Source organism: Nocardia terrae, assembly GCF_009760405.1.
Lineage (GTDB): Bacteria > Actinomycetota > Actinomycetes > Mycobacteriales > Mycobacteriaceae > Nocardia > Nocardia terrae.
Genome location: NZ_WRPP01000001.1, coordinates 1,839,616 through 1,860,650, shown reverse-complemented (window position 1 = coordinate 1,860,650; position 21,035 = coordinate 1,839,616). Strand labels below are relative to the sequence as shown.

General features: G+C 70.0%; 17 protein-coding genes. 10 read left to right on the top strand and 7 right to left on the bottom strand.

What is annotated here, in order from left to right:
- The first annotated feature begins 122 nt into the window (after nt 1-122).
- The 4 genes from GPX89_RS08645 (at nt 123) to GPX89_RS45800 (ending at nt 6,123) form a co-directional block, all read left to right on the top strand.
- Complete coding sequence (locus tag GPX89_RS08645; protein WP_157386671.1) at nt 123-671, top strand: hypothetical protein; 549 nt, start codon at nt 123-125, stop codon at nt 669-671.
- A 168-nt stretch (nt 672-839) separates the two neighbouring features.
- The gene (locus tag GPX89_RS08640; protein WP_157386670.1) at nt 840-1,169 is read left to right on the top strand and encodes a hypothetical protein; all 330 of its coding nucleotides are present in this window, start codon (nt 840-842) and stop codon (nt 1,167-1,169) included.
- A gap of 121 nt (nt 1,170-1,290) precedes the next feature.
- The gene (locus GPX89_RS08635) at nt 1,291-1,602 is read left to right on the top strand and encodes a hypothetical protein (RefSeq protein WP_157386669.1); all 312 of its coding nucleotides are present in this window, start codon (nt 1,291-1,293) and stop codon (nt 1,600-1,602) included.
- A gap of 45 nt (nt 1,603-1,647) precedes the next feature.
- Nucleotides 1,648-6,123, top strand: coding sequence for a cation-translocating P-type ATPase (locus GPX89_RS45800; RefSeq protein ID WP_157386668.1), 4,476 nt, complete (start codon nt 1,648-1,650; stop codon nt 6,121-6,123).
- A gap of 16 nt (nt 6,124-6,139) precedes the next feature.
- Here GPX89_RS45800 and GPX89_RS08625 read toward each other — a convergent pair whose 3' ends face one another.
- On the bottom strand, nt 6,140-6,607 hold the full coding sequence (locus tag GPX89_RS08625; RefSeq protein ID WP_235946707.1) for a DUF6328 family protein: 468 nt from the start codon (nt 6,605-6,607) through the stop codon (nt 6,140-6,142).
- A 143-nt stretch (nt 6,608-6,750) separates the two neighbouring features.
- On the opposite strand from GPX89_RS08625, the gene GPX89_RS43775 reads away from it, so the two are divergent.
- The gene (locus GPX89_RS43775) at nt 6,751-6,906 is read left to right on the top strand and encodes a hypothetical protein (protein WP_198347309.1); all 156 of its coding nucleotides are present in this window, start codon (nt 6,751-6,753) and stop codon (nt 6,904-6,906) included.
- An 87-nt stretch (nt 6,907-6,993) separates the two neighbouring features.
- Here GPX89_RS43775 and GPX89_RS08620 read toward each other — a convergent pair whose 3' ends face one another.
- The 4 genes from GPX89_RS08620 to GPX89_RS08605 form a co-directional block, all read right to left on the bottom strand.
- On the bottom strand, nt 6,994-7,410 hold the full coding sequence (locus GPX89_RS08620; protein WP_157386666.1) for a CBS domain-containing protein: 417 nt from the start codon (nt 7,408-7,410) through the stop codon (nt 6,994-6,996).
- Nucleotides 7,411-7,434: 24 nt separating this feature from the next.
- Entirely contained in the window at nt 7,435-7,635 is a 201-nt protein-coding gene (locus tag GPX89_RS08615) for a hypothetical protein (protein ID WP_157386665.1), read from the bottom strand.
- 144 nt (nt 7,636-7,779) lie between these two features.
- Nucleotides 7,780-8,025 (bottom strand): microaggregate-binding protein 1, encoded by a 246-nt coding sequence (mbp1, locus tag GPX89_RS08610; RefSeq protein WP_157386664.1) that lies wholly within the window; start codon nt 8,023-8,025, stop codon nt 7,780-7,782.
- Nucleotides 8,026-8,266: 241 nt separating this feature from the next.
- Nucleotides 8,267-10,069 carry a thiamine pyrophosphate-requiring protein gene (locus tag GPX89_RS08605; RefSeq protein WP_157386663.1) on the bottom strand — a complete coding sequence of 601 codons (1,803 nt, stop codon included), beginning with the start codon at nt 10,067-10,069 and terminating at the stop codon, nt 8,267-8,269.
- Between the two features lie 153 nt (nt 10,070-10,222).
- On the opposite strand from GPX89_RS08605, the gene GPX89_RS08600 reads away from it, so the two are divergent.
- Together GPX89_RS08600 and GPX89_RS08595 are read left to right on the top strand one after the other, a co-directional pair.
- Nucleotides 10,223-13,108 (top strand): FAD-binding and (Fe-S)-binding domain-containing protein, encoded by a 2,886-nt coding sequence (locus tag GPX89_RS08600; RefSeq protein WP_157386662.1) that lies wholly within the window; start codon nt 10,223-10,225, stop codon nt 13,106-13,108.
- Entirely contained in the window at nt 13,105-14,214 is a 1,110-nt protein-coding gene (locus GPX89_RS08595; protein WP_157386661.1) for an enolase C-terminal domain-like protein, read from the top strand. Before GPX89_RS08600 ends, GPX89_RS08595 begins: the two co-directional genes overlap by 4 nt.
- Here the strand turns inward: GPX89_RS08595 and GPX89_RS08590 are convergent.
- On the bottom strand, nt 14,188-15,168 hold the full coding sequence (locus GPX89_RS08590; RefSeq protein WP_157386660.1) for an SDR family oxidoreductase: 981 nt from the start codon (nt 15,166-15,168) through the stop codon (nt 14,188-14,190). The genes GPX89_RS08595 and GPX89_RS08590 overlap by 27 nt on opposite strands.
- A 41-nt stretch (nt 15,169-15,209) precedes the next feature.
- Here GPX89_RS08590 and GPX89_RS08585 point away from each other — a divergent pair, with 41 nt between their 5' ends.
- From GPX89_RS08585 to GPX89_RS08575, 3 genes are read left to right on the top strand one after another with little or no spacing between them, the layout of a single operon-like run.
- Nucleotides 15,210-16,730 (top strand): FAD-dependent oxidoreductase, encoded by a 1,521-nt coding sequence (locus GPX89_RS08585; RefSeq protein ID WP_235946705.1) that lies wholly within the window; start codon nt 15,210-15,212, stop codon nt 16,728-16,730.
- Between the two features lies 1 nt (nt 16,731).
- Complete coding sequence (locus GPX89_RS08580; RefSeq protein ID WP_328601609.1) at nt 16,732-18,369, top strand: bifunctional phosphatase PAP2/diacylglycerol kinase family protein; 1,638 nt, start codon at nt 16,732-16,734, stop codon at nt 18,367-18,369.
- The gene (locus GPX89_RS08575; protein WP_157386658.1) at nt 18,323-18,805 is read left to right on the top strand and encodes a GAF domain-containing protein; all 483 of its coding nucleotides are present in this window, start codon (nt 18,323-18,325) and stop codon (nt 18,803-18,805) included. The genes GPX89_RS08580 and GPX89_RS08575 overlap by 47 nt, the downstream gene beginning before the upstream one ends.
- Nucleotides 18,806-18,918: 113 nt before the next feature.
- Here the strand turns inward: GPX89_RS08575 and GPX89_RS08570 are convergent, their stop codons facing one another.
- On the bottom strand, nt 18,919-21,021 hold the full coding sequence (locus tag GPX89_RS08570; RefSeq protein WP_157386657.1) for a catalase: 2,103 nt from the start codon (nt 21,019-21,021) through the stop codon (nt 18,919-18,921).
- Nucleotides 21,022-21,035: the final 14 nt, after the last annotated feature.

Below are 21,035 nucleotides of genomic sequence, written 5' to 3'. Positions count from 1 at the left end.
CTGGGATCGACCTCGATGCCTTCCAGACCCACTGCGGCTGACATCGGCGCGTGTCGGCTGTTTGAGTAGCCGATGCGGAGGCATCCCCGATTCGACGGGACTGTTCGTCGAAGGAGGATTCGATGTCGGCTACAAACTGGACGATTGTTGTTGTGGCAGTGGTGGTGGTGATCGTCGCCGCTGTGCTGATCGCGCGGCCCGCGCTTCGAAGACAAAGGCTGCGGCGGCGGTTCGGGCCCGAATACGACCGGGCGGTAGAGCAGTCGGATGATCGCCGTGGCGCGGAGCACGAACTGATCGAACGCGAGCATCGGCACGCCAATCTGGATCTGCACGAGTTGTCCGCGGAACAGAAGCAGCACTACCTCATGGCGTGGTCCGGGGTGCAGCAGCAGTTCGTCGATGATCCGGCCGGGGCCGTGACCGCCGCCGACCGCCTCGTGACCACCCTCATGAGCGAGCGCGGTTATCCCAGCGAGAACTACGACCAGCAGCTGGCGGATCTGTCCGTCGAGCACACCGCGACCCTCGACCACTATCGAGCCGCTCACAGCGTCGCGACCCGACCCGCCGCCGCCCAGGTGTCCACCGAGGACATGCGGGCCGCGCTGGTGCACTACCGGGTGCTGGTCCAGGACCTGATCGACAGCGACCACACCGACAAGAAGTGAGGAACCGAGACCATGAACGCCGACCGAAGCCAGGTACCGGACCGAAGCCGCATATCCGAGCGAAGCCAGACCCAGGACCAAAGCCAGATACCGGGTGAAAGCCCGACTCCGGACCAGAGCCAGGTGCCGGGTGAAAGCCGGACGCCGGACCGAGGCCGGACACCGGAGGTGAACCCGAACAATGCCGCGACGCAGAGCGATTCGCCACGACAGGCCGCCGAACCGGCCACCGATGCGCTGTTCGACCGCGCCGAGGTCGAGCGGTTGCGGACGCAGTGGCAGCAGATCCAGGGCGAATTCGTGGACAACCCCCACGACGCGGTGAAGGGCGCCGATGCCCTGCTCACCGAGACCATCGAACAGCTGACCACCGTCTGCATCCGCCACCGAGAAGCCTTGAGCCACCGCTGGTCTCGGGAGTCGAGCGATGACACCGAGAACCTTCGCCAAGCCCTGCGCAGCTACCGTTCGCTCTTCGACAAACTGGTGACCACCTGACCGCTCCCGCGGGACTCCTCGGGCACACGATCGGAGCCGGGACGTTTCACGGCGGATCGTCGTGTTACTCGACCGACTGCCGGTGGTCCGACCGGCGCTCACGACAGCGGAAGGAAGACCCATGCTGATGCTCACCCCCACTGCCGTCGAGGCGGTTCGCGAGATCACAACCGGAGAAGGCGCACCGCCGGAAGCCGGCCTGCGGATCACGACACCCGATGACGCCTCGAGTTTCCAGCTCTCACTGGCCGCCGCACCGGCCGATGGTGAGGAGGTACTCACCACCCAGGGAGCTCGAATCTTCCTGGACCACCAGTCCGCCGTCTTCTTCGACGACAAGATCCTCGACGCCGGGCTCGACGCGACGGGCAACGCCACCTTCGTGGTCGGCCCGCAGGACACCGGAGGTGCGCCGCAGACCAACGGAGCGTAGCGAAGTCCCGGACAGCAGCGAACTCGAACCAGAAGGGAGGCGGTCGTGCTATCCCGCCTGATCGGCCTGACCACCGGCACCGTGCGGGATCTCACCCGCCGCCTGGGCACCGCGACGGAGGTCGGCGCGCAACTTCGCCACGACTTGGGGACGCTGCTGGATCCGGGGCTGCACCGCGACCGGCGAATCACGCGGGTGGGCGAGAAGGTGTTCGTCGAAGTGCACGGCCTCGATTCCGAGCGGGGGCCGAAACTGGCTGCGGCACTGCGTGATCAGCTCGGTGCGGTGTCCGGGGTCGTGCACGTGCGCGCCAACTCGCTCACCGGCCACGTGACCGTCACGACCGAGCCCGAGGTCGAAATCCCCGATCTCGTGGACGTGGTCGCGGACATCGAGGACGATTTCGGGCTCGCCGACCACCCGTGGGATCCGACCACACCGCATCCCGGCGACCTGGAACCCGCACTGTCCGCGGCCATTTCGCTGATCGGTGATGCGCTGGCGCTCGGTCTGGCCGCCGTCGGGGCCGTGACCCCGCGACGGGCGCCGGTGCAGTTCTTCCAGGCGACCGCCGCCATGCTCGACACCCAGCCGCGGCTGCGCGCCCTGCTCGAGCAGCGCCTCGGGCAGGCACGCACCGATCTGCTGGTGACCAGCGCGAACGCCGTAGGCCAGGCGGCGGGCGAGGGGGTGGGCAGTCTGCTCGTGGACGCGGGCCAGCGCGCGCTGGTCCTCGCGGAGGCGAGTGCCCGCCACGCCCGCTGGCGGGAATGGGAACTGGCGGTGGACCATTCGCGGCAGCACTCGGTCGTGCACGAGCCGCTGCGGATCGGGCCGCGCCCGGTCGAACTGCCACCCGGACCGGTCGAACACTGCGCCGACGAGATCGCCACCGGTTCGGCGCTGGCCACCGCCGTCGCCCTGTTCGGGCGCGGCGCCGCCGATGCCGCGCCCGCACTCGGCCTCTCCGCGCCGAAAGCCGCTCGTACCAGCCGCGAATCGTTCGCGGCGACCCTCGCCATCCGCCTCACCCTGGCCGGAGTGGTGACCATCGATCCCGGCTTGTGGCGGCGACTGGATCGGCTCAGCGCCATTGTCATCGACGGCGATGTCCTGCTCGGCACGCATCGGCTGGTGCTCGACGCCGAGGCGGCCGACGACCGCGAGCGGCGACGGCTCTGGAGCGCCGTACAAGACCAGTTGTGGACCGAGGATGATTCGGATTCTGCTGTCGCACAGAATGATTCCTCTACGGCGACCGAAGACCGGCCACTGCGTCTCAGCGTCACGGAACAGGGGGAACCGGAAGGCCCGGTCTGGTACGACGTCCACGACGACTCCCGGTCGATCGGCCGGGTACTGGTCGGGCACGAGTTGCACCCGCGCGCCCAGTCGACCCTGCTGGCCGCCCGTGACGCCGGATTGCGCGTGATCCTGGCGGGCTCGCGCGACACCATCGAATTACGGTCCTCCGCCGACGAATTCGTCGACCGGACCGAGTCGGCGCACGAATTGGTGCGCCGGTTGCAGGAGCAGGGCCACGGCGTCGCGGTCGTGTCCGCGGCCGCCGATCGGGCGCTGGCGGCGGCCGACGCCGCGATCGGCATGGTGCGCTTCGACCGGGAGGGCGCCCGGCGGTCGCCGTGGTCCGCGGATGCCCTGTGCACCGACCTGGCCCAGGTGCTCACCGTGCTCACCGCGATCGGGCCCGCACGCCGGGCCAGCGCCCGCGGCCGCGCCCTGGCTCTCTCGGCCGCCTCGCTGGGCGGTCTGCTCGTCGCGGCCGCCCCGCAACGCCACAACGAACAGCTTCCGGTCACGGCGGCGCAGGCGACCGGACTGCTCACCGGCGGCGTGAGCGGCTGGCGGGCAACGACTTCCGAACTCGACGCCACCGAATCCCCCCTGCTGCCCTGGCATGCGCTGCGGGCGCGGGAAGTACTCACCCGGCTACCGGAGCCGGAGCCGATCGCCGAGCCACAGACGAAACCGACCACCGCACTCCACGACCGCGCCGCCGCATCACTCGCACCGCTCGCCCGTTTCGCCGGGCATCTGCGCGCCGAGGTGGCCGACCCGCTGACGCCGATCCTGGGTGTCGGCGCCGCGGCATCGGCCATTCTCGGCGCACCCACCGACGCGTTGCTGGTGACCTCCGTGCTGACCGTCAACGCGGTGGTATCGACCCTGCAGCGGCTGCGCGCCGAATCCGCCTTACGCGATCTGCTGCACGGTGAGGAACTGCACGCGTGCCGCATCGAACGTCAGCGCGCCTTGGAGCGCATGCCCGACGATCTCGAAGGCGTTGACGGGCACCGTATTCCCGCCGACCGGTTGCGCGCCGGAGACGTGATCATCGTGCGCACCGGCGACGTCGTTCCCGCCGATGCCCGGCTGCTGTGCTGTGACGACCTCGAGATCGACGAATCCGCGCTCACCGGCGAATCGATCACGGTCGAGAAGCGGACCACCGCGACGCCCGGAGCCGCCCTGAGCGAGCGCTACTGCATGCTGTTCCAAGGCAGCACGGTGGTCAACGGGCTGGCCGCGGCGGTGGTCGTCGCCGTCGGAGCCGACACCGAGTCCGAGCGCGCGGCCGCGGCCGCCATGCCGCCCCGGCGCGGCGGCGTGCAGGCGCAATTACGGCAGCTCACCGACCGCGCGCTGCCCACCACCGTGGCCGGGGGTTCGGCCGTCACCGCGCTCGGCTGGCTGCGCGGCCGCCCCTTGCGGGCCGCGCTGGCCGAGGGCGTGGCCGTCGCGACCGCCGCGGTGCCCGAGGGCCTGCCGCTCGTCGCCACGGTGGCGCAATCGGCGGCCGCCCGCCGCCTCTCGCGCAGCGGAATCCTGGTGCGCGCCAGCCGAACCGTGGAAGCGCTCGGCCGGGTCGACACCGTGTGCTTCGACAAGACCGGCACCCTCACCGAGGGCCGCCTGCGGCTCACCGCACTGGCCGACCTCGATTCCCGCTGGGGGCCCGACGATTCCGACGCCCGCGCCCGGCAGCTGCTCCGCGATGCCGCGCACGCCTGCCCCGATCCGGAGGGACCGATCGTGCACGCCACCGATCGCGCGGTCCTCGACGCGGCCGCCGAACTGCCCGCCGACGGCGACTGGGAAACCGTGGAGGAGTTGCCCTTCGAATCGAATCGAGGGTTCGCCGCCACCCTGGGCCAGAATCCGCGCCGCCTGCGACTGATCGTCAAGGGCGCGCCGGAGGTCGTCCTCGACCGCTGCACGCGGGTCGGTCCCACCGCCGAACACGATTCCGGCACAGAATTCTCCGGCGATATCCGCGATCGCGCCGACCGGCTCGTGCACGAGCTGGCCGAGCACGGTCTGCGCGTGCTGGTCGTGGCCCGCCGCGACCTGCGCTCCACACCGGAGGAGATCGAGGACGCGGTCGAGAAGCTGACCCTCGTCGGCTTCCTGGGCCTCGCCGACACCCCGCGCCCGCAGGCGCGCCCGTTGATCACCGCCCTGCGGCACAACGACATCGGCGCGCGGATCATTACCGGAGACCATCCGGTGACCGCCGCGGCGGTGGCCCGCGAGCTCGGGATCGAGGCCGCCACCGTGACCACCGGCGCGGACCTCGACGAGCTCGACGAAACCGGTCAGGCCGAACTGATCGAGAACAGCACGGTTTTCGCGCGCGTCAGCCCGCGCCACAAGGTCCGCATCGTCTCCGCGCTGCAGAAGTCCGGCCACGTGGTCGCGATGGCCGGTGACGGCGGTAACGACGCCGCCGCCATTCGCACGGCCGATATCGGAATCGGTTTGGCCGCACGTGGATCCACCGCCGCGCGCAATGCCGCGGACCTGGTGCTGACCGAGCCCGATCCGCTGGTCCTGCTCGAGGCGCTGGCCGAGGGACGCAGCATGTGGCGGCGGGTCAGCGACGCGGTCGGCGTGCTGGTCGGCGGCAACGCCGGGGAGGTCGCCTTCACCGTGCTGGGGACCGCGGTGGCCGGGCGCGCCCCGCTGGGCACGCGACAGTTCCTGCTGGTCAATCTGCTCACCGACATGTTCCCGGCCATGGCCGTGGCCCTGTCCCCCGACCCGGCTTCGGAGAGCGTCGAAAGTTCCGACCGCGCCGAGGAACTCGGCGCGCGCCTGGCCGCGCGCCCGCCCGCCGACCTCGGCGCGGACCTGACGCACTCCATCCTGTCCCGCGGCGCCACCACGGCCGCCGGGGCCAGCGGGGCCTGGTTGATCGGCCGCTACACCGGCACCGAGCGACGAGCCAGCACGATCGGCCTCGTCGCCCTGATCGGCACCCAGCTGGGCCAGACGCTGCTGGCCGCCCGCCACAGCCCGCTGGTGTGGCTCACCACCGCCGCCAGCGGTGCGGTCCTGGTCACGGTCGTCATGACACCGGGCGTCTGCACCTATTTCGGCTGCCGCCCCCTCGGCCCCGTGGGCTGGACCATCGCCGGCGGCTCGGCCGTCGTCGCCACCGCTCTCAGCGCGCTCGACAGCGGCCACTCCGGCCCCGCCCGAACCGTCGAGCCGGAATGAGGTCGCGGCCTTCAGTTCAGGCGCTCTTCCCGCGCCGTTGACGCCAGGGATGCAGCAACCACACCACGGCGAACAGTGAGCCGGACACGATCCCCGCCACGATCCCGGCCACGGTTCCGCCGACGGTGTCGAAGATGAGCAGCGCCACCCCGCTCGTGGCGACGCCGAGCAGCCCCAGCCCCACGATGGCGTAGCGGTGCGCCGCGGTCACCACATTCTCGATTCGATGGCGGCGGAACAGTATTCGGTGCGCGGCGACCGGCGCGGTCAGGCAGATGGTCGCGCCGATCGACGCGGCGACGACCGCGAGGTACACCATCCGCATCTGCTCGGACAGGATCGTGAACCGGCCCTGGAACGGCAGGGTGAGCAGGAATCCGGTGAGCAGCTGAACACCCGTCTGCACCACCCGCAACTCCTGCATGAGGCTGTTCCAGTTCCGGTCCAGACGTTCGGCCGCTGTTTCGTTCCGGCCACTTTCCATTCGCTCCGCATACCCGCGACGAGCGATATCAATCATTGCGCCCCAGCCGATATCGTCACTCGGCAAATGCTTCGGACCCGCGTTTGAGCACCGGCACGCCGGGAACAGCGTAAATGTCACAAACGCCCTACAAAGGAATAATCATGATCATCCTGGGCCTCATAATGCTGATCCTGGGAATTGTGTTCGGCATCCCGATCCTGAACACCATCGGAATCATTCTGATGCTCATCGGTGCGGCCGCATGGCTGCTCGGCCAAGCGGGCCGCCCGATCGGCGGACGCTCCCATTACTGGTAATCGATTGTTCCGGAACCGAATTCCGTCGCCCGGGACGACGAGTGCGGCCGGCGATTAGCCGGCCGCACTCGTTCTCCCTCCGGTCGGTCACTCCTCGGAGATCGCCTCGACCACCTCGCCGGACTCACGATTCCGCAGCGCCCGCGCGATATCGGCCTGGGCGATGATGCCCACCAGCCGGCGGTTCTCGAGCACCGGCACCCGGCGCACCTGATGCTCGGACATCAAGCGCAGCACGGTGGACACGTCGGCGTCGGCATCGACGGTCACGGGCAGCCCCTCGGCCAGATCACCGGCCTTCATGCCGAGTGGATCCTTGCGCTGGGCCACGACCTTCACCACGATGTCGCGGTCGGTCAGCATGCCCTTCAGGCGCTCGTCCTCACCGCAGATGGGCAGCGCGCCGACGTCCAGGTCGGCCAGCCGCCGTGCGGCCTCGACCACCGAGTCACTGGATCGGACGCACTGACAATCGGGCGTCATGATTTCGCGTGCTGTTGTCATCTGTTGCGCTCCTGGATATTCCGGTCATCGGCCGCCGTGGCTGTGCTGGCCGCCGCGGGCCTTGGCCGCGGTCGGCTGGGCCTTCGCGCCCTTGCGCCCGGCTTCGTGCGGATCGGCGGATTTCGACGCGCCGAAGCTGCCGCTGCTGGCCTTACCGCCCTTGCTGGCCTGCTCCTTGGTGTCCGGCCGGTTGCCGAATTGACCAGGATTCTTCGGGTCTGGCATGGCGAAACCTCCTTCAGTCTCATGCAATTCGGACCGTGAGCATTGTTTTCACTCACGTCCCGGCACTACCCGAAATCCCCCGGCCTATTCGATGTCAGGCCGGGGGATTTCGCTATGCATGCCTTGGAGACCGGTTAGGAATCATCACCTCTGCTGTTGCGTCCGCTGGCGCATTTCCTCGGCCTGGGCCCGCACCCGGTCCTTCTCGGCTTGTGCTTCCCGCTCGGCGGCGTCGCGCTGGGCGTCGGCCTTGTCCTGCTGTGCCTTCCCCTCTTCGCGCAGCCCCTCATTGCCGAAAACCTTGCCCGCGGCTTCCTTGGCCGCGCCTTTCACGCCCTCGACCGCGCCTTCGACGCCTTCGCGGGCTCCACTCTTGTCGTGCTCGGACATGGGATGTACCTCCGAATATCGGATTGCAGGGACACTCGGGCACTACCCGACGCCCTGGACCCGAAACACACTGTGTGCCAAACTATTTCAAACTCCTACCGGGACCCGCGGGCCCGGCGGGCGCATTCTCGGCGTTGAGAAGTTCATCGACGTTGACGATGCCGACCGGGCCTTGACTCGATGTCCAAGTTTTCGGGCATTTCGACCTCACAGAGGACGTACCCCGTGGTTCGGTCACCAATCACCCCCGGTTACCAGGGGCCGGGCGCATCTCCTGGGCCTTGGTCTTGGCGCCCTGGACGACGAGGTGCCAGCCGCCGGGGTCACCGCGCAGGACCGCCTCGGCGAGATCCTTCATCTGCTCCCAGGTCGCGTGCGGCGGAATCGGCGGAACCTCCGGATCGGTGCGGAAGTCCAGCAGCACCGGACGGTCGGCCGACAGCGCGGCGTCCCAGGCCGGGCCGACCTCGTCGGGCTGATCGACCGCGATGGCCGCCAGCCCCGCGCAACGGGCCACGTCGGCGTAGGAGACCTCCGGCAAGGTCTGGGACTCCTCGAATTTCGGTGCGCCGCCCATGGCGCGCAGCTCCCAGGTGACCTGATTGAGGTCATTGTTGTGGAAGACGCACACGATCAATCGCGGATCCTCCCAGCGGTCCTGGTAGCGGCTGATGGTCAGCAGTTCGGCGAGCCCGTTCATCTGCATCGCCCCGTCGCCGACCAGGGCGATGACGGGCCGGTCGGGGCAGGCGAACTTCGCGCCGATGGCGTACGGCACGCCGGGACCCATGGTGGCCAGCGTGCCCGACAGCGACCCGCGCATGCGGCCGTGGAAGCGCAGGCAGCGCGCGTACCAGTTCGCCGAAGAGCCCGAGTCGGAGGTGACGATGACGTTGTCGGGCAACCGCTTCGACAGCTCCCACGCCACCCGCATGGGGTTCACCGGTTTGGCGTCGAGCATCGATTGATGTTCGATCGTCTGCCACCAGCGGCCGACGCTGTCCTGGATGTCGATCGTCCAGGTCCGGTCCGGATTCGGGGTGAGCAGCGGAAGCAGCTCGGCCAGTGTGGTTTTGGCGTCACCGACCAGGTTGACCTCGGTCGGATAGCGCATGCCGATCATGGTGCCGTCGATATCGATCTGCACGGCGCGCGCCTGCCCGAAGTCCGGGAGGAACTGGGCGTAGGGGAAATTCGAGCCCACGATGAGCAGGGTGTCGCAGTCGCGCATGAGCTCGTAGCTGGGCCGGGTGCCGAGCAGCCCGATGGATCCCGTGACGAACGGCAGCTCGTCGGAGAGCACATCCTTGCCCAGCAGCGCCTTTGCCACCCCGGCCCCGGTCAGCTCGGCGACCCGGGTCAGCTCTGCGACGCAGCCGCGCGCGCCCTGCCCAGCGAGGATCGCGACTCTGCGCCCGGCATTGAGGATCTCGGCCGCGCGCTCGATCTCGGAGGTGGGCGGGACCACCATCGGCGCGGTGAGCGGCCCGGGCGGGCTGGACGGCACCTGCTTGAACCCGTGCTTGGGCGCTTCGTACTTCTCCTCCTGCAGGTCGGAGGGAATGATCACGGTCGTCGGCGCGCGCCGCGCCTGTGCCGTGCGGAACGCGCGGTCCAGGGCGTTGGGCAGCTGGCTGGAGACGTTCACCTCGACCAGATAGTCCGAGGCCACGTCCTTGTAGAGGCTCTGCAGGTCCACTTCCTGCTGGTAGCTGCCGCCCATGGCGCTGCGCGCGGTCTGCCCCACGATCGCCACCACCGGCACGTGGTCCAGTTTGGCGTCGTAGAGCCCGTTCAGCAGGTGGATGGCGCCCGGGCCCGAGGTCGCGGTGCACACCCCCACCCTGCCGCTGAACTTCGCGTATCCGGTGGCCTGGAAGGCCGCCATCTCCTCGTGCCGGGCCTGGATGAACGCGGGCTTCCCGTCGGCGCGGCCGAAGGCCGCGATGAGCCCGTTGATGCCGTCGCCGGGATAGCCGAAGACCTGTTCGACACCCCATTCCGATAGCCGCTGCACCACATGGTCACTCACCTGCCGGGTCATGGTGTCTCCTGTCCTGTCGGCGTGTCGCGGTGAACAGCGCCCGAGTACCCGCGCGTCGCGCGCCCAATCCGCAGGTGATTCCGCCGCCGCACCGGGTATCCGCACCACGGAACCAGCGAAAGCCGCACGTGACCACCGGAATGGAGGCGCCCCATGCCGACCGGATCCGATCACCGACAACCGAACCGCGCCTGGCCCCTCGACGCTCTCGCCGCCGACCTCACCGCCGCCGTCGCCGGTGAGGTCCGCTTCGATCCCGGCTCGCGGGCCGCCTATTCGACCGACGCCTCCAACTACCGCGCCCTGCCGCTGGGCGTGGTGGTCCCCCGCACACCCGAGGACGCCATGGCCGCGATCGCCATCTGCCGGGAGCATGACATGCCGGTGCTGTCGCGCGGCGGTGGAACCAGTCTGGCGGGCCAATGCTGCAATGCCGCGGTCGTGTTGGACTGGACCAAGTACTGCCATCGGATGGTCGCGCTCGACGCGTCGGCCCGCACCGTGGTGGTCGAGCCGGGTATCGCCCTGGACGCGCTCAATCGCGAGCTGAGTGCCCATGACCTGATGGTCGGGCCGAAACCGGCGACCCACGTCAGCTGCACCATCGGCGGCATGATCGGCAACAATTCCTGCGGCTCGACGGCCCAGGCGTACGGGAAGACGGTCGACTCGGTGCGCAGGCTCGAGGTCCTCACCTACGAGGGCACCCGCATGTGGGTCGGTCCGGGACCCGCCGGGCTCACCGACCAACTGCGGGATGCCCTGCGCGACATCGCCGATCGCTACGCCGAGGACATCCGCGCCTCCTATCCGCGGATTCCGCGGCGGGTTTCGGGCTACAACCTCGATTCCCTGCTGCCCGAGTACGGCTTCGACGCGGCCAAGTTCCTCGTGGGCAGCGAGAGCACCCTGGTCACCGTGCTGCGCGCCGAACTGGAACTGGTCGAGGTCCCCGCCGCGAAAACGCTGGTGGTCCTGGGCTTCCCGGATGTGTTCGCCGCCGCCGACGCGGTGCCCGAGGTGCTGCGCCATGATCCGGCCGCGCTCGAGGGGCTCGACGGCCGGCTGGTCCAACTCGAACGCGGTCGGCACGTGGCCGTGCACGCGATCCAGCAGCTGCCGGACGGAAATGCCTGGCTGATGGCGCAATTCGACGGCAATACCCAGGACGAGGCCGACGCCGCCGGCCGGGAGATGATGCGCGAAGTCCGGGGCCGTACCGGCGCGAGCGGCACCCTGGTGGACGATCCCGACCGCGAGGCCGAGCTGTGGTCGGCCCGCGAGGCCGGGCTGGGGGCCACCGCGTATCCGCTCGACGGTCCGGCCACCCACGAGGGCTGGGAGGACGCGGCGGTGCCGCCCGAGCGGCTCGGCGACTACCTGCGCGAGTTCGAGGCGCTGCTGAAGCGCTTCGGCTACGAATCCAGCTCGCTCTACGGACATTTCGGTCAGGGCTGCGTGCACACCCGGATTCCCTTCGACCTGCGCACCGCCGAGGGCATCGCCCGTTACCGCGAATTCGTCACCGACAGTGCCCATCTCGTCGTGGACCACGGCGGTTCGCTGTCCGGCGAGCACGGCGACGGGCAGTCCCGCGCCGAATTGCTGCGAATCATGTTCGGAGACCGGCTGATCAATGCCTTCGGCGAGGTCAAGCACCTGTTCGATCCGCGCGACCGGATGAACCCGGGCAAGATCGTCTCACCCCGCCCGCTCGACGCCGACCTGCGCGAGGGCACCACCTACCGCCCCTGGGAACCCGCCACGCACTTCGCCTTCCCCGAGGACGGCTTCCGGTTCAGCCGGGCCGCCAATCGCTGTGTCGGCGTGGGCAAATGCCGCGGCGAACACGGCGGCGTCATGTGTCCCAGCTACCGGGCCACCCGGGAGGAGGAGCATTCCACGCGCGGGCGGGCCCGGCTGCTGTTCGAAATGCTCGAGGGCGATGTCATCACCGAGGGATGGCGTTCGACGGAGGTCCGCGACGCCCTCGACCTGTGCCTGGCGTGCAAGGGGTGCCGCAACGACTGCCCCGTCGAGGTGGACATGGCGACCTACAAGGCGGAATTCCTGTCCCATCACTACCATCGGCGGCTGCGCCCGATGGCTCATTATTCGATGGGGTGGATTCCATTGTGGGCCCGGCTCGCCACCGGCGCCGCGCCGGTCGTCAACGCCCTGACCCACACGCGCGGGCTGCGCGGCGCGATCGCGCGCCTGGGCGGGGTGGACCCGCGGCGGCCGTTCCCCCGGTTCGCGCGCCACCGATTCACCCAAACCTTCACCCCGGCCGTCGATCTCGCGAGCGCGCCGCAGGGGCGCGTGCTGTTGTGGCCCGATACGTTCACCAACAACTTCGAGCCTCGGATCGCGCACGATGCCGCCGAGGTCCTCGCGGCGGCGGGGTTCGCGGTCGAGATCCCCGAGCGGACGGTGTGCTGCGGGCTGACCTGGATCTCGACCGGTCAGCTCGCCACCGCCCGCCGCGTCCTGCGGCGCACTCTGCGAATCCTCGAACCCGCGCTGCGCGAGGGTGTTCCGGTCGTCGTGCTGGAACCCAGTTGCGCCGCGGTGTTCCGTTCGGACCTGCCGGAGCTGCTGCACGGCGACGAGGATGCCCACCGACTCGCCGGACAGACCCGTACCCTGGCCGAAATACTTGCCGAGCGCGCCCCACGGTGGTCACCTCCGGTAATCGGCGGATCGGCCGTCGTGCAACCACATTGCCATCAACACGCCATTCTGCACCTCGACCGCGATGAGGAGCTGCTCGCAGCCACCGGTTCGGACATCGACGTCCTCGATGCCGGATGTTGCGGGCTGGCGGGCAATTTCGGCTTCGAACGCGGCCACTACGAGATCTCGGTCGCCTGCGCGGAGGATGCGCTGCTGCCCGCCTTGCGGGCATGTTCACCCGAGACGACTATCCTCGCGGACGGGTTCAGCTGCCGCACCCAGATCCGTCATCTACTGCCCGAGGCTCGCCCGCGGCATGCGGCCGAGCTGCTCGCCGCCGCGATCAGAGGCGAAAAACCATGAGTACACCGCTCATCGACGACATCACCGTCGACAGCTACCGATTCCCCACCCCGCAGACCGAGGCCGACGGCACCCTCGCCTGGGATTCCACCACCGCCGTCGTCGTCTCCCTGCGCGCCGGGCACGAACGCGGGCTCGGCTGGACCTACAGCTCGCCCGCGGCCGCCGCGGTCATCGAGCATCACCTCGCACCGGAGCTGCGCAAGACCTCACCCGACGATGTCACCGACACCTGGCACCGGCTGCGGCGCGCGTGCCGCAATATCGGCACGCCCGGGGTGGTCGCGCACGCGCTGAGCGCCGTCGACATCGCCCTGTGGGACCTCAAGGCCCGCCTGATGGAGGTCCCGCTGGAGGCGCTGTTCGGCTCCGTGCGCCGCGCGACCGCCGTGTACGGTTCGGGCGGCTTCGTCAACCTCACCGACGACCAGCTCACCGAGCAGGTCATCGGCTGGGAGACAGCCGGGTGCACCGCGGTGAAGATCAAGATCGGCGTCGAGCACGAACGCGACCTCGAACGAATTACTCTGGTGGACAAGCTGATCGGTGATCAGACCGCGATCATGGTCGACGCCAACGGCGCGTACACGCCGGGCGAGGCCTGCCGCATCGGCGAAGAACTCGACCGGCTCGGCGTCGTCTGGTTCGAGGAACCCGTCACCAGCGACGACCCGGCCGGACTGCGCACCGTCCGCGACAGCGTGCGCTGCGACGTGGCCGCGGGCGAGTACATCTACAGCGAATACGACGCCGAACGCCTGATCGATGTCGTCGACTGCCTGCAACTGGATGTGACCCGCTGCGGCGGCTACACCGGATTCCTGGGCGCGACCGCCGTGGCCGCGGCCAACCACCGCGACATCTCCGCGCACTGCGCCCCCGCCCTGCACGCGGGCATCGCCGCCGCGATACCCCGATTGCGGCACATCGAATGGTTCGTCGATCACGCGCGACTGGAGCCACTGCTGGTGACCGGCGCGCCGGAGGTCTCCGACGGCCGGATCGCGCCGCGCGGGCAGGACGCCGAACCGTACGGACACGGAATGCGATTGGCGGCTTCCGCGGGCCCCTACCGGATTTCAGCGCCCGCGCCACCCACCCAGTGACAGCATCCGCCGGGTGAGCCACGACTGCGCACTACGCGAGTGCGACCGGTCGTCGAAGTCGCCGTGCGCGCCGTAATCGTGGCCGTCCCCCTCGTCCAGCGGCGTCCAGAGATTGTCCGGCCGCGAACCGGTCGGAGCGTCGGTCTGCTGACTGTCGAAACCGGTCCGGGCCAGATACCGATCCAGTAGCGCCGGAGCCAGCCGCTGGGCGAGCACGGTGCCGACGGTGCTAGCACCGACCCAATACTGTTTGTGCCGTGGATGTTCGGCCGCGAAGGCGATGGCGCGGGCGACCACTTCGGGCTGGTAGATCGGCGGCACCGGCTGCGGCTTGCGCGGCAGCCGCGACCGCACCCAGGAGAACTGCGGGGTGTTCACCGCCGGGGCCTGAACGATGGTGATGTGCACGTTGCTGCCCTCGTGCAGCAGTTCCACCCGGACGGCCTCCACGAACCCGTTGACCGCGTGTTTGGCTCCGCAATACGCCGATTGCAGCGGAATCGAGCGCTCCCCCAACGCCGAACCGACCTGCACGATCGCGCCCTGATCCCGCGGGCGCATGCGCGCCAGCGCGGCCCGGGTGCCGTGCACCGAACCCAGATACGTGACCTCGGTGACCCGGCGATACTCCAGCGGATCGATCTCGCAGAACGGTGCGAACACCGACGTGAAAGCCGAATTCACCCACACGTCGATCGGTCCCAGTTCCTCCTCGACCCGACCGGCCGCCGCGTCCACGGCCGCGTATTCGGCGACATCGACCGGCAGCGCCAGCGCGCGCCCGCCCGCCGCGACGACCTCCCCGGCCGCCGCCTCCAAACCCGCGCGCCCACGCGCCAGCAGTCCGACCGATGCCCCCTGGGCACCGAACCGGCGCGCGACCGCCCGCCCGATCCCGGCGCTCGCCCCGGTCACCACCACAACCTTGCGCCGATCTTGCGAATCCTGTGTCATGTCGTCCGAATACCACCGCGCCGCGCGGGTAACCGGCCGGCATGACGACGCCAATGTGGAATATCGGGACCTCGGCCGCGGCGCGGCTACGGGTCAGCCCGGGGGTGCGCTACGAGGTGGTGGTCGTCGGTGGCGGTCTCACCGGGCTGGTCACCGCGCTGCTGCTGGCCCGGCACGGCCTCGAGGTCGCGGTGCTGGAGGGGCGGCGCATCGGTGACGGCACGACCGGGGCGAGCACCGCCAAAGTCAGCCTGCTGCAGGGCATCAGGGCGCAGCGCATCCGGCATCGCCACGATGCCGCGCTGCTGCGGGCCTACCTCGACGGCAATCGGGCCGGGCAGCAATGGCTGCTGGAGTACTGCGCCGGGCACGATGTCGGCTGCAGACCCGGCGACGCGTACACCTATGCGCAGTCCGAACGCGAAGTCGCCTTCGCGCGCAGGGAATACGGTGCGCTGCGGGAGGCGGGGCTGCCCGTCGAATTCACCGAGCGGATCGACGCGCCGTTTCCGGCGCTGGGCGCGGTCAGGCTCCGGGATCAGACTCAGCTGAATCCGATGTCGCTGCTGGCGATGCTGGCCGCCGAGGTGGAATCGCATGCGGTGCCCATCTTCGAATCCAGTCCGGTACAGGGCGTCAGCGCCGCCGCCAGCGGTGATCACGTGCTCGCCACCGAATACGGTCCGGTGCGCGCGGGCACCGTCGTCCTCGCCACCGGGACGCCGATCCTGGATCGGGGCGGATTCTTCACCCGGCTGGTGCCGGTCAGGTCGTATCTCACCGCTTACCGTCTGCCGCACGAGCTTTCGCACGCGATGTACATCACCGCCGGGGAACCCACGCGGTCGGTGCGAACCGTCCCCGATCCCGCGGGCGAGGTCTTGCTGGTCGGCGGCAACGGTCACGTCGTCGGGCGCTCGGACCGCACCGAAGAGCACCTGGCCGACCTGCGCGAGTGGACCGCGCGCTGGTTCCCGGAGGCGACGCCGATGACCGGGTGGTCCGCCCAGGACTATCTGCCGATCGGCGAACTCCCCTATGCCGGTCCGCTGCTGCCCGGCCGCGACGACATCCTGCTCGCCACCGGATACGCCAAGTGGGGCTTCACCAATGCCGTGGCCGCCGCCCAGGTGCTGGCCGGCCGGATCGTCGGCAAGCCACCGGACTGGGCGGAGGCGTTCGCCACCTGGCGGCCGGGCGAACTGCGCTCGCTGCCCGCCGCAGTGCGCACCAATGGCGCTGTCGCACTGGAATTCTGCGCGGGCTGGTGGCATCTGGCCCGCACCGACGGCGCCGCCCGTCCCGTCGCGGAGGGCGATGGGCGCGTGCAACGCCGCGGATTCCGCCCGTCCGCGACCGCCACGGTGGACGGCACGACCACCGCCGTCTCCGCGATCTGCCCGCACCTGGGTGGCGTGCTGCGCTGGAATCCGGCCGAGAAATCCTGGGACTGCCCGCTGCACGGCTCCCGCTTCGCCGCCGACGGCACCCGGCTGGAAGGCCCCGCCACCGGTCATCTCGCACCGCTGTCACCGCCGATTCCCGGACCGTATGCTCGCTGACGTGCCCCATCAGCCGAGATACCCGCATGCCCGGCGCGCCAACGGATTCGGCCCCCTGCACCGGTATCGCGACCGGGCGCGACGGCACTTCCGGCGGGTCGGGCACGCCGATCGCGCCCTCACCGCCGCCGTCGCACAGCTGCCGCCCATGCCGCTCGACGCCGGTCTGCTGAAGCTCACCCGCAGCGCCGATTTCGGCGTGCTGTGGCTGCTGATCGCGGGCGGCCTCGCCCTGCGCAAGGGCCCCCGGCGACGCGCCGCCGTGCGCGGTGTCGCCGCACTGGGCAGCGCGGCCCTCATCGTCGACGCGGGCCTCAAACCGCTCATCGGGCGCCGGCGACCGGCCGCGGACCTGCTGCCCGGACGCCGGCGGCTGTCCCCCGCGCCCACCTCGTCCTCGTTCCCCTCGGGGCACAGCGCGGCCGCGGCCGCCTTCGCCACCGCGGTCGCGCTCGAAAGCCCGACCACCGCACTGGTTCTCGCGCCGTTGGCCGCCACCGTCGCCTACTCGCGGATACATACGGGCGTGCACTGGGGCAGCGACGTCCTCGTCGGTACGGCGGTGGGCGCCGGTGTCGCGGTGGCGACCCGGCGGTGGTGGCCCGCCCACATCCCGGCCACGGCACGCGCGCGACCGGTGGCGCACGCGCCCGAACTCCTCGACGGCGAAGGATTGCTCGTCCTGGTGAATCCCGCCGCGGGCGACCCCGATTACGACCCGGGCCCCGACCTCACCGCGCTGCTGCCCGCCGCCGATCTCGTCCGGACCGAGCCGGGAGGCGATCCGATCGAGCGGCTCGAACAAGCGGTCCGGCAAGCCTCGCCACCACCGCGAGCCCTGGGGGTCGCGGGCGGCGACGGAACCCTCGCCGCGGCCGCGGTCGTCGCGCTGCGCCACGGCCTGCCGCTGGCGGTGTTTCCCACCGGCACGCTCAATCACTTCGCCCGCGATCTGGGTGTCCTCGATCTCTCCGAAACCGCCGCGGCCCTGCGCGCGGGGCACGCCGTGGAGGTCGACATCGCGCGGATCGACTACGACGACGAAACCGGTCCGCGGACCAGGCACATACTCAACACCGCCGGACTCGGCAGCTACCCGCAGATGGTGCGGCTGCGCCGCAGGTGGCGGGCGCGATGGGGGCGATGGCCCGCCTTCGTCGCCGCGCTGCTCGCCGTGGCACGCCGGGCCCGGCCCATCGATATCCGCCTCGACGGTCGTCGTCTGCGGGTGTGGGTGCTGTTCATCGGCAACGGCCCCTACCGGCCGCGCCACGCGGTCCCCGCCTTCCGCGACCGCCTGGACGCCGGAGTGCTCGACATCCGCTGGCTGCGGGCCGACCGGCGCTGGTCACGCCTGCGCGCCGCGCTGGCCGTGCTGCTCACCACGATCGGACGCTCGAACCTCTACGGCGAATCCCGTCGGCCGGAGTCGATCATCCAGCTGGCCGCGCGGCAGCCGCTGACCGCCGACGGCGAGGTGATCGGCACCGCGACCCGCGTGCACGTCACGGTGGCGGGCCGCCTCGCCGTCTACCGAATCGCCGGTGGCGCACCGGTGTTTCCCCGGTCGCGAACCCGGGAACCCCAAATGAATGCGAACCCCACCACGGCACCCGAGTACCCCGAAAGCCACCGCTGACCGAACGCTCGAGAGCGTCGCGGCCCTGGTCTCTCGAGGACTGTCGGGGCGGCCCATGGTCGGGATCAGCGCGTACGCCGACGGTGAGCTCACCGCCCTGGACTGGTCCAGCCCCCGGGCCAAGCTCCTGGAGGAAGCGCCGATGCTGTGCCCGCTCAGCCCGTGCCGAGCGGCCATCCGATTCGATCGCACCATCCTGGTCGCCGACATCACCCTCGAAAGTCGTTGGGTCGATTACGCATTCGAGGTCAAACCTCTCGGCGTGCGGTCGATGCTGTGCGAACCGGTCCGGCGCGCCGGCACCGTGATCGGTGTGCTGACCGTGTACGGCGAAGGCTGCAACGGCTTCGGACCGGCCGATCACGACGCCTTCGAAAGCGCGGTGGCACAGACGGCGGACCTGCTGGTCGCGCACCGGACCCGCGCCGACCGCTGATCGGTTCCCTCGGATGGGAGAGGGTCGCGCGGGTGGCCAACCCGCGCGACCCTCGGGGCCACGGTCCGATCAGCTGGCAGGATCGGGGGATCGGGCCGTGGTGGTCGATCCGCTCAGGCCGGAACGGCGTGTGTGACGCGCTGCCACACCCGATGCCCGGCAAGCAGTTCCGCGAACATGTCGGCGAACCGGCCGGGCACCTCACGACCCGCGCACGAGGTGACGACGACCCCGTTCACCGCGCCGAGCTCGGTCTGGGCGGGCCCGGGCAGGCCGATGAGCCGCAGCAGGGCCGTGCCGTCGCCGAACGCGCCGATCGGTTTGGCGTGTTTGAAGGCCTCGAGCACGAAATGCACCGCGGCGCCGTCCCCGCCGAGCGCGTCCGCGGCCTCGGGACCGCCCGCGACCAGCACACCGTCGTAGAGCACCGACGACACCGTCGCCAACGCCCGGTCCACGGCGAGCGTCTGCCCGTTCGCTCCCTGGGCTCGCACCGAGCCCCCGTGCGGGGCAAGGGTTTCCACGACGGCACCGCGCGCGGTCAGTTGGGTGCGGACCCGGCGCAGCCCGTCCGCGTCGACCCCGTCGGCGACCAGCACGGCGATCTTGCGCGTGGCGATGCCGGTGCCGTGCAGGCTCAGCTGCGACAGCGCGGGCGACACGATGCCGTCGGCCGCCGGCGCGAGCGCGTCGGGCACGGCCAGACCGAGCTCGGCGGCGACCCGGACCGCCAGGTCCGCATCGATGCGCGCCAGGTGCTCGACCACGCGCTCCCGGATGACCGGGCGGGTCAGCTTGCCCAGTTCGAAGGCGAACGCGGCGACGATGTGATCGGCCTCCGGCCCGGACATACTGCGCCAGAACATGCGCGGTTGCCGGTAGTACTCATGGAATTTCGCGCCGCGAGCGCGGACGGGCGCGCCGTACAGCGGTTCGGGATAGTGCCGGAACGTGCCCTCGTCGGCGAGCGCGGGGCATCCGCCGCCGAGTGAATTCTCGGTGTAGGCGGCCTGCCCCTGGGGAATCGTGTGCTGCCCGTAGCCGTCCCGCTGATGGTGCCGGACCTCGGCCACCGGCCGGTTGATCGGCAATTGGGCGAAATTGGGCCCGCCGAGGCGGATCAGCTGTGTGTCCAGGTAGGAGAAGTTGCGCAGTTGCAGCAGCGGATCGTCGGTGAAATCGATGCCGGGGACCAGGTTCGCGGTATGGAACGCCACCTGCTCGGTCTCGGCGAAGAAGTTGTCCGGATTGCGGTCGAGCACCATCGACCCGACCGGCCGCACCGGGATCTGTTCCTCGGGAATCAGTTTCGTCGCGTCCAGCAGGTCGAACTCGAATTCGAACTCGCGGTGCTCGGGGACCAGCTGCACGCCCAGCTCCCATTCCGGGTACTGCCCGGCGGCGATGCTGTCCCACAGGTCGCGGCGGTGGAAATCCGGATCGTGCCCGGCGATCTGCTGGCATTCCTCCCACAACAGCGAGTGCGCACCGAGTTTCGGCCGCCAGTGGAACTTGACGAAGGTCGCCTGCCCGTCGGCGTCGATGAGCCGGAAGGTGTGCACGCCGAAACCCTGCATCATCCGATAGCTGCGCGGCAGCGCCCGGTCCGACATCAGCCACATGATCGCGTGCAGCGTCTCCGGCTGCAGCGATACGAAGTCCCACAGCGTGTCGTGCGCCGAGGCGGCTTGCGGAATCTCGTTGTGCGGCTCGGGTTTCACCGCGTGCACGAAGTCGGGGAACTTGATGCCGTCCTGGATGAAGAACACCGGCACGTTGTTGCCGACCAGATCGTAATTGCCTTCGGCGGTATAGAACTTGGTGGCGAATCCGCGGATGTCGCGCACCGTGTCGGCGGAGCCGCGCGAACCCGCCACCGTCGAGAACCGCACGAAGACCGGCGTTTCCACGGTCGGATCGGCCAGGAACCGGGCCGTGGTGAACTTGCCCAGCCAGCCGGCATAGGGCCGGAATCGCCCGTAGGCTCCCGCGCCGCGCGCGTGCACCACCCGCTCGGGGATGCGTTCGTGATCGAAATGCGTGAGCTTCTCGCGCGCATGGAAGTCCGAGAGCAGCGTCGGGCCCCGGTCCCCCACCTTCACCGCGTCGTCGGTGCCGTCCACTCGCACGCCTTGCTGCGTGGTCAGATGGCCCTGATCACGAGCGATCCGGTACGAATCCAACTGCCGCTGTTTGTCGTTCGACGCACCCTCCATAGGGCGACCCTCCT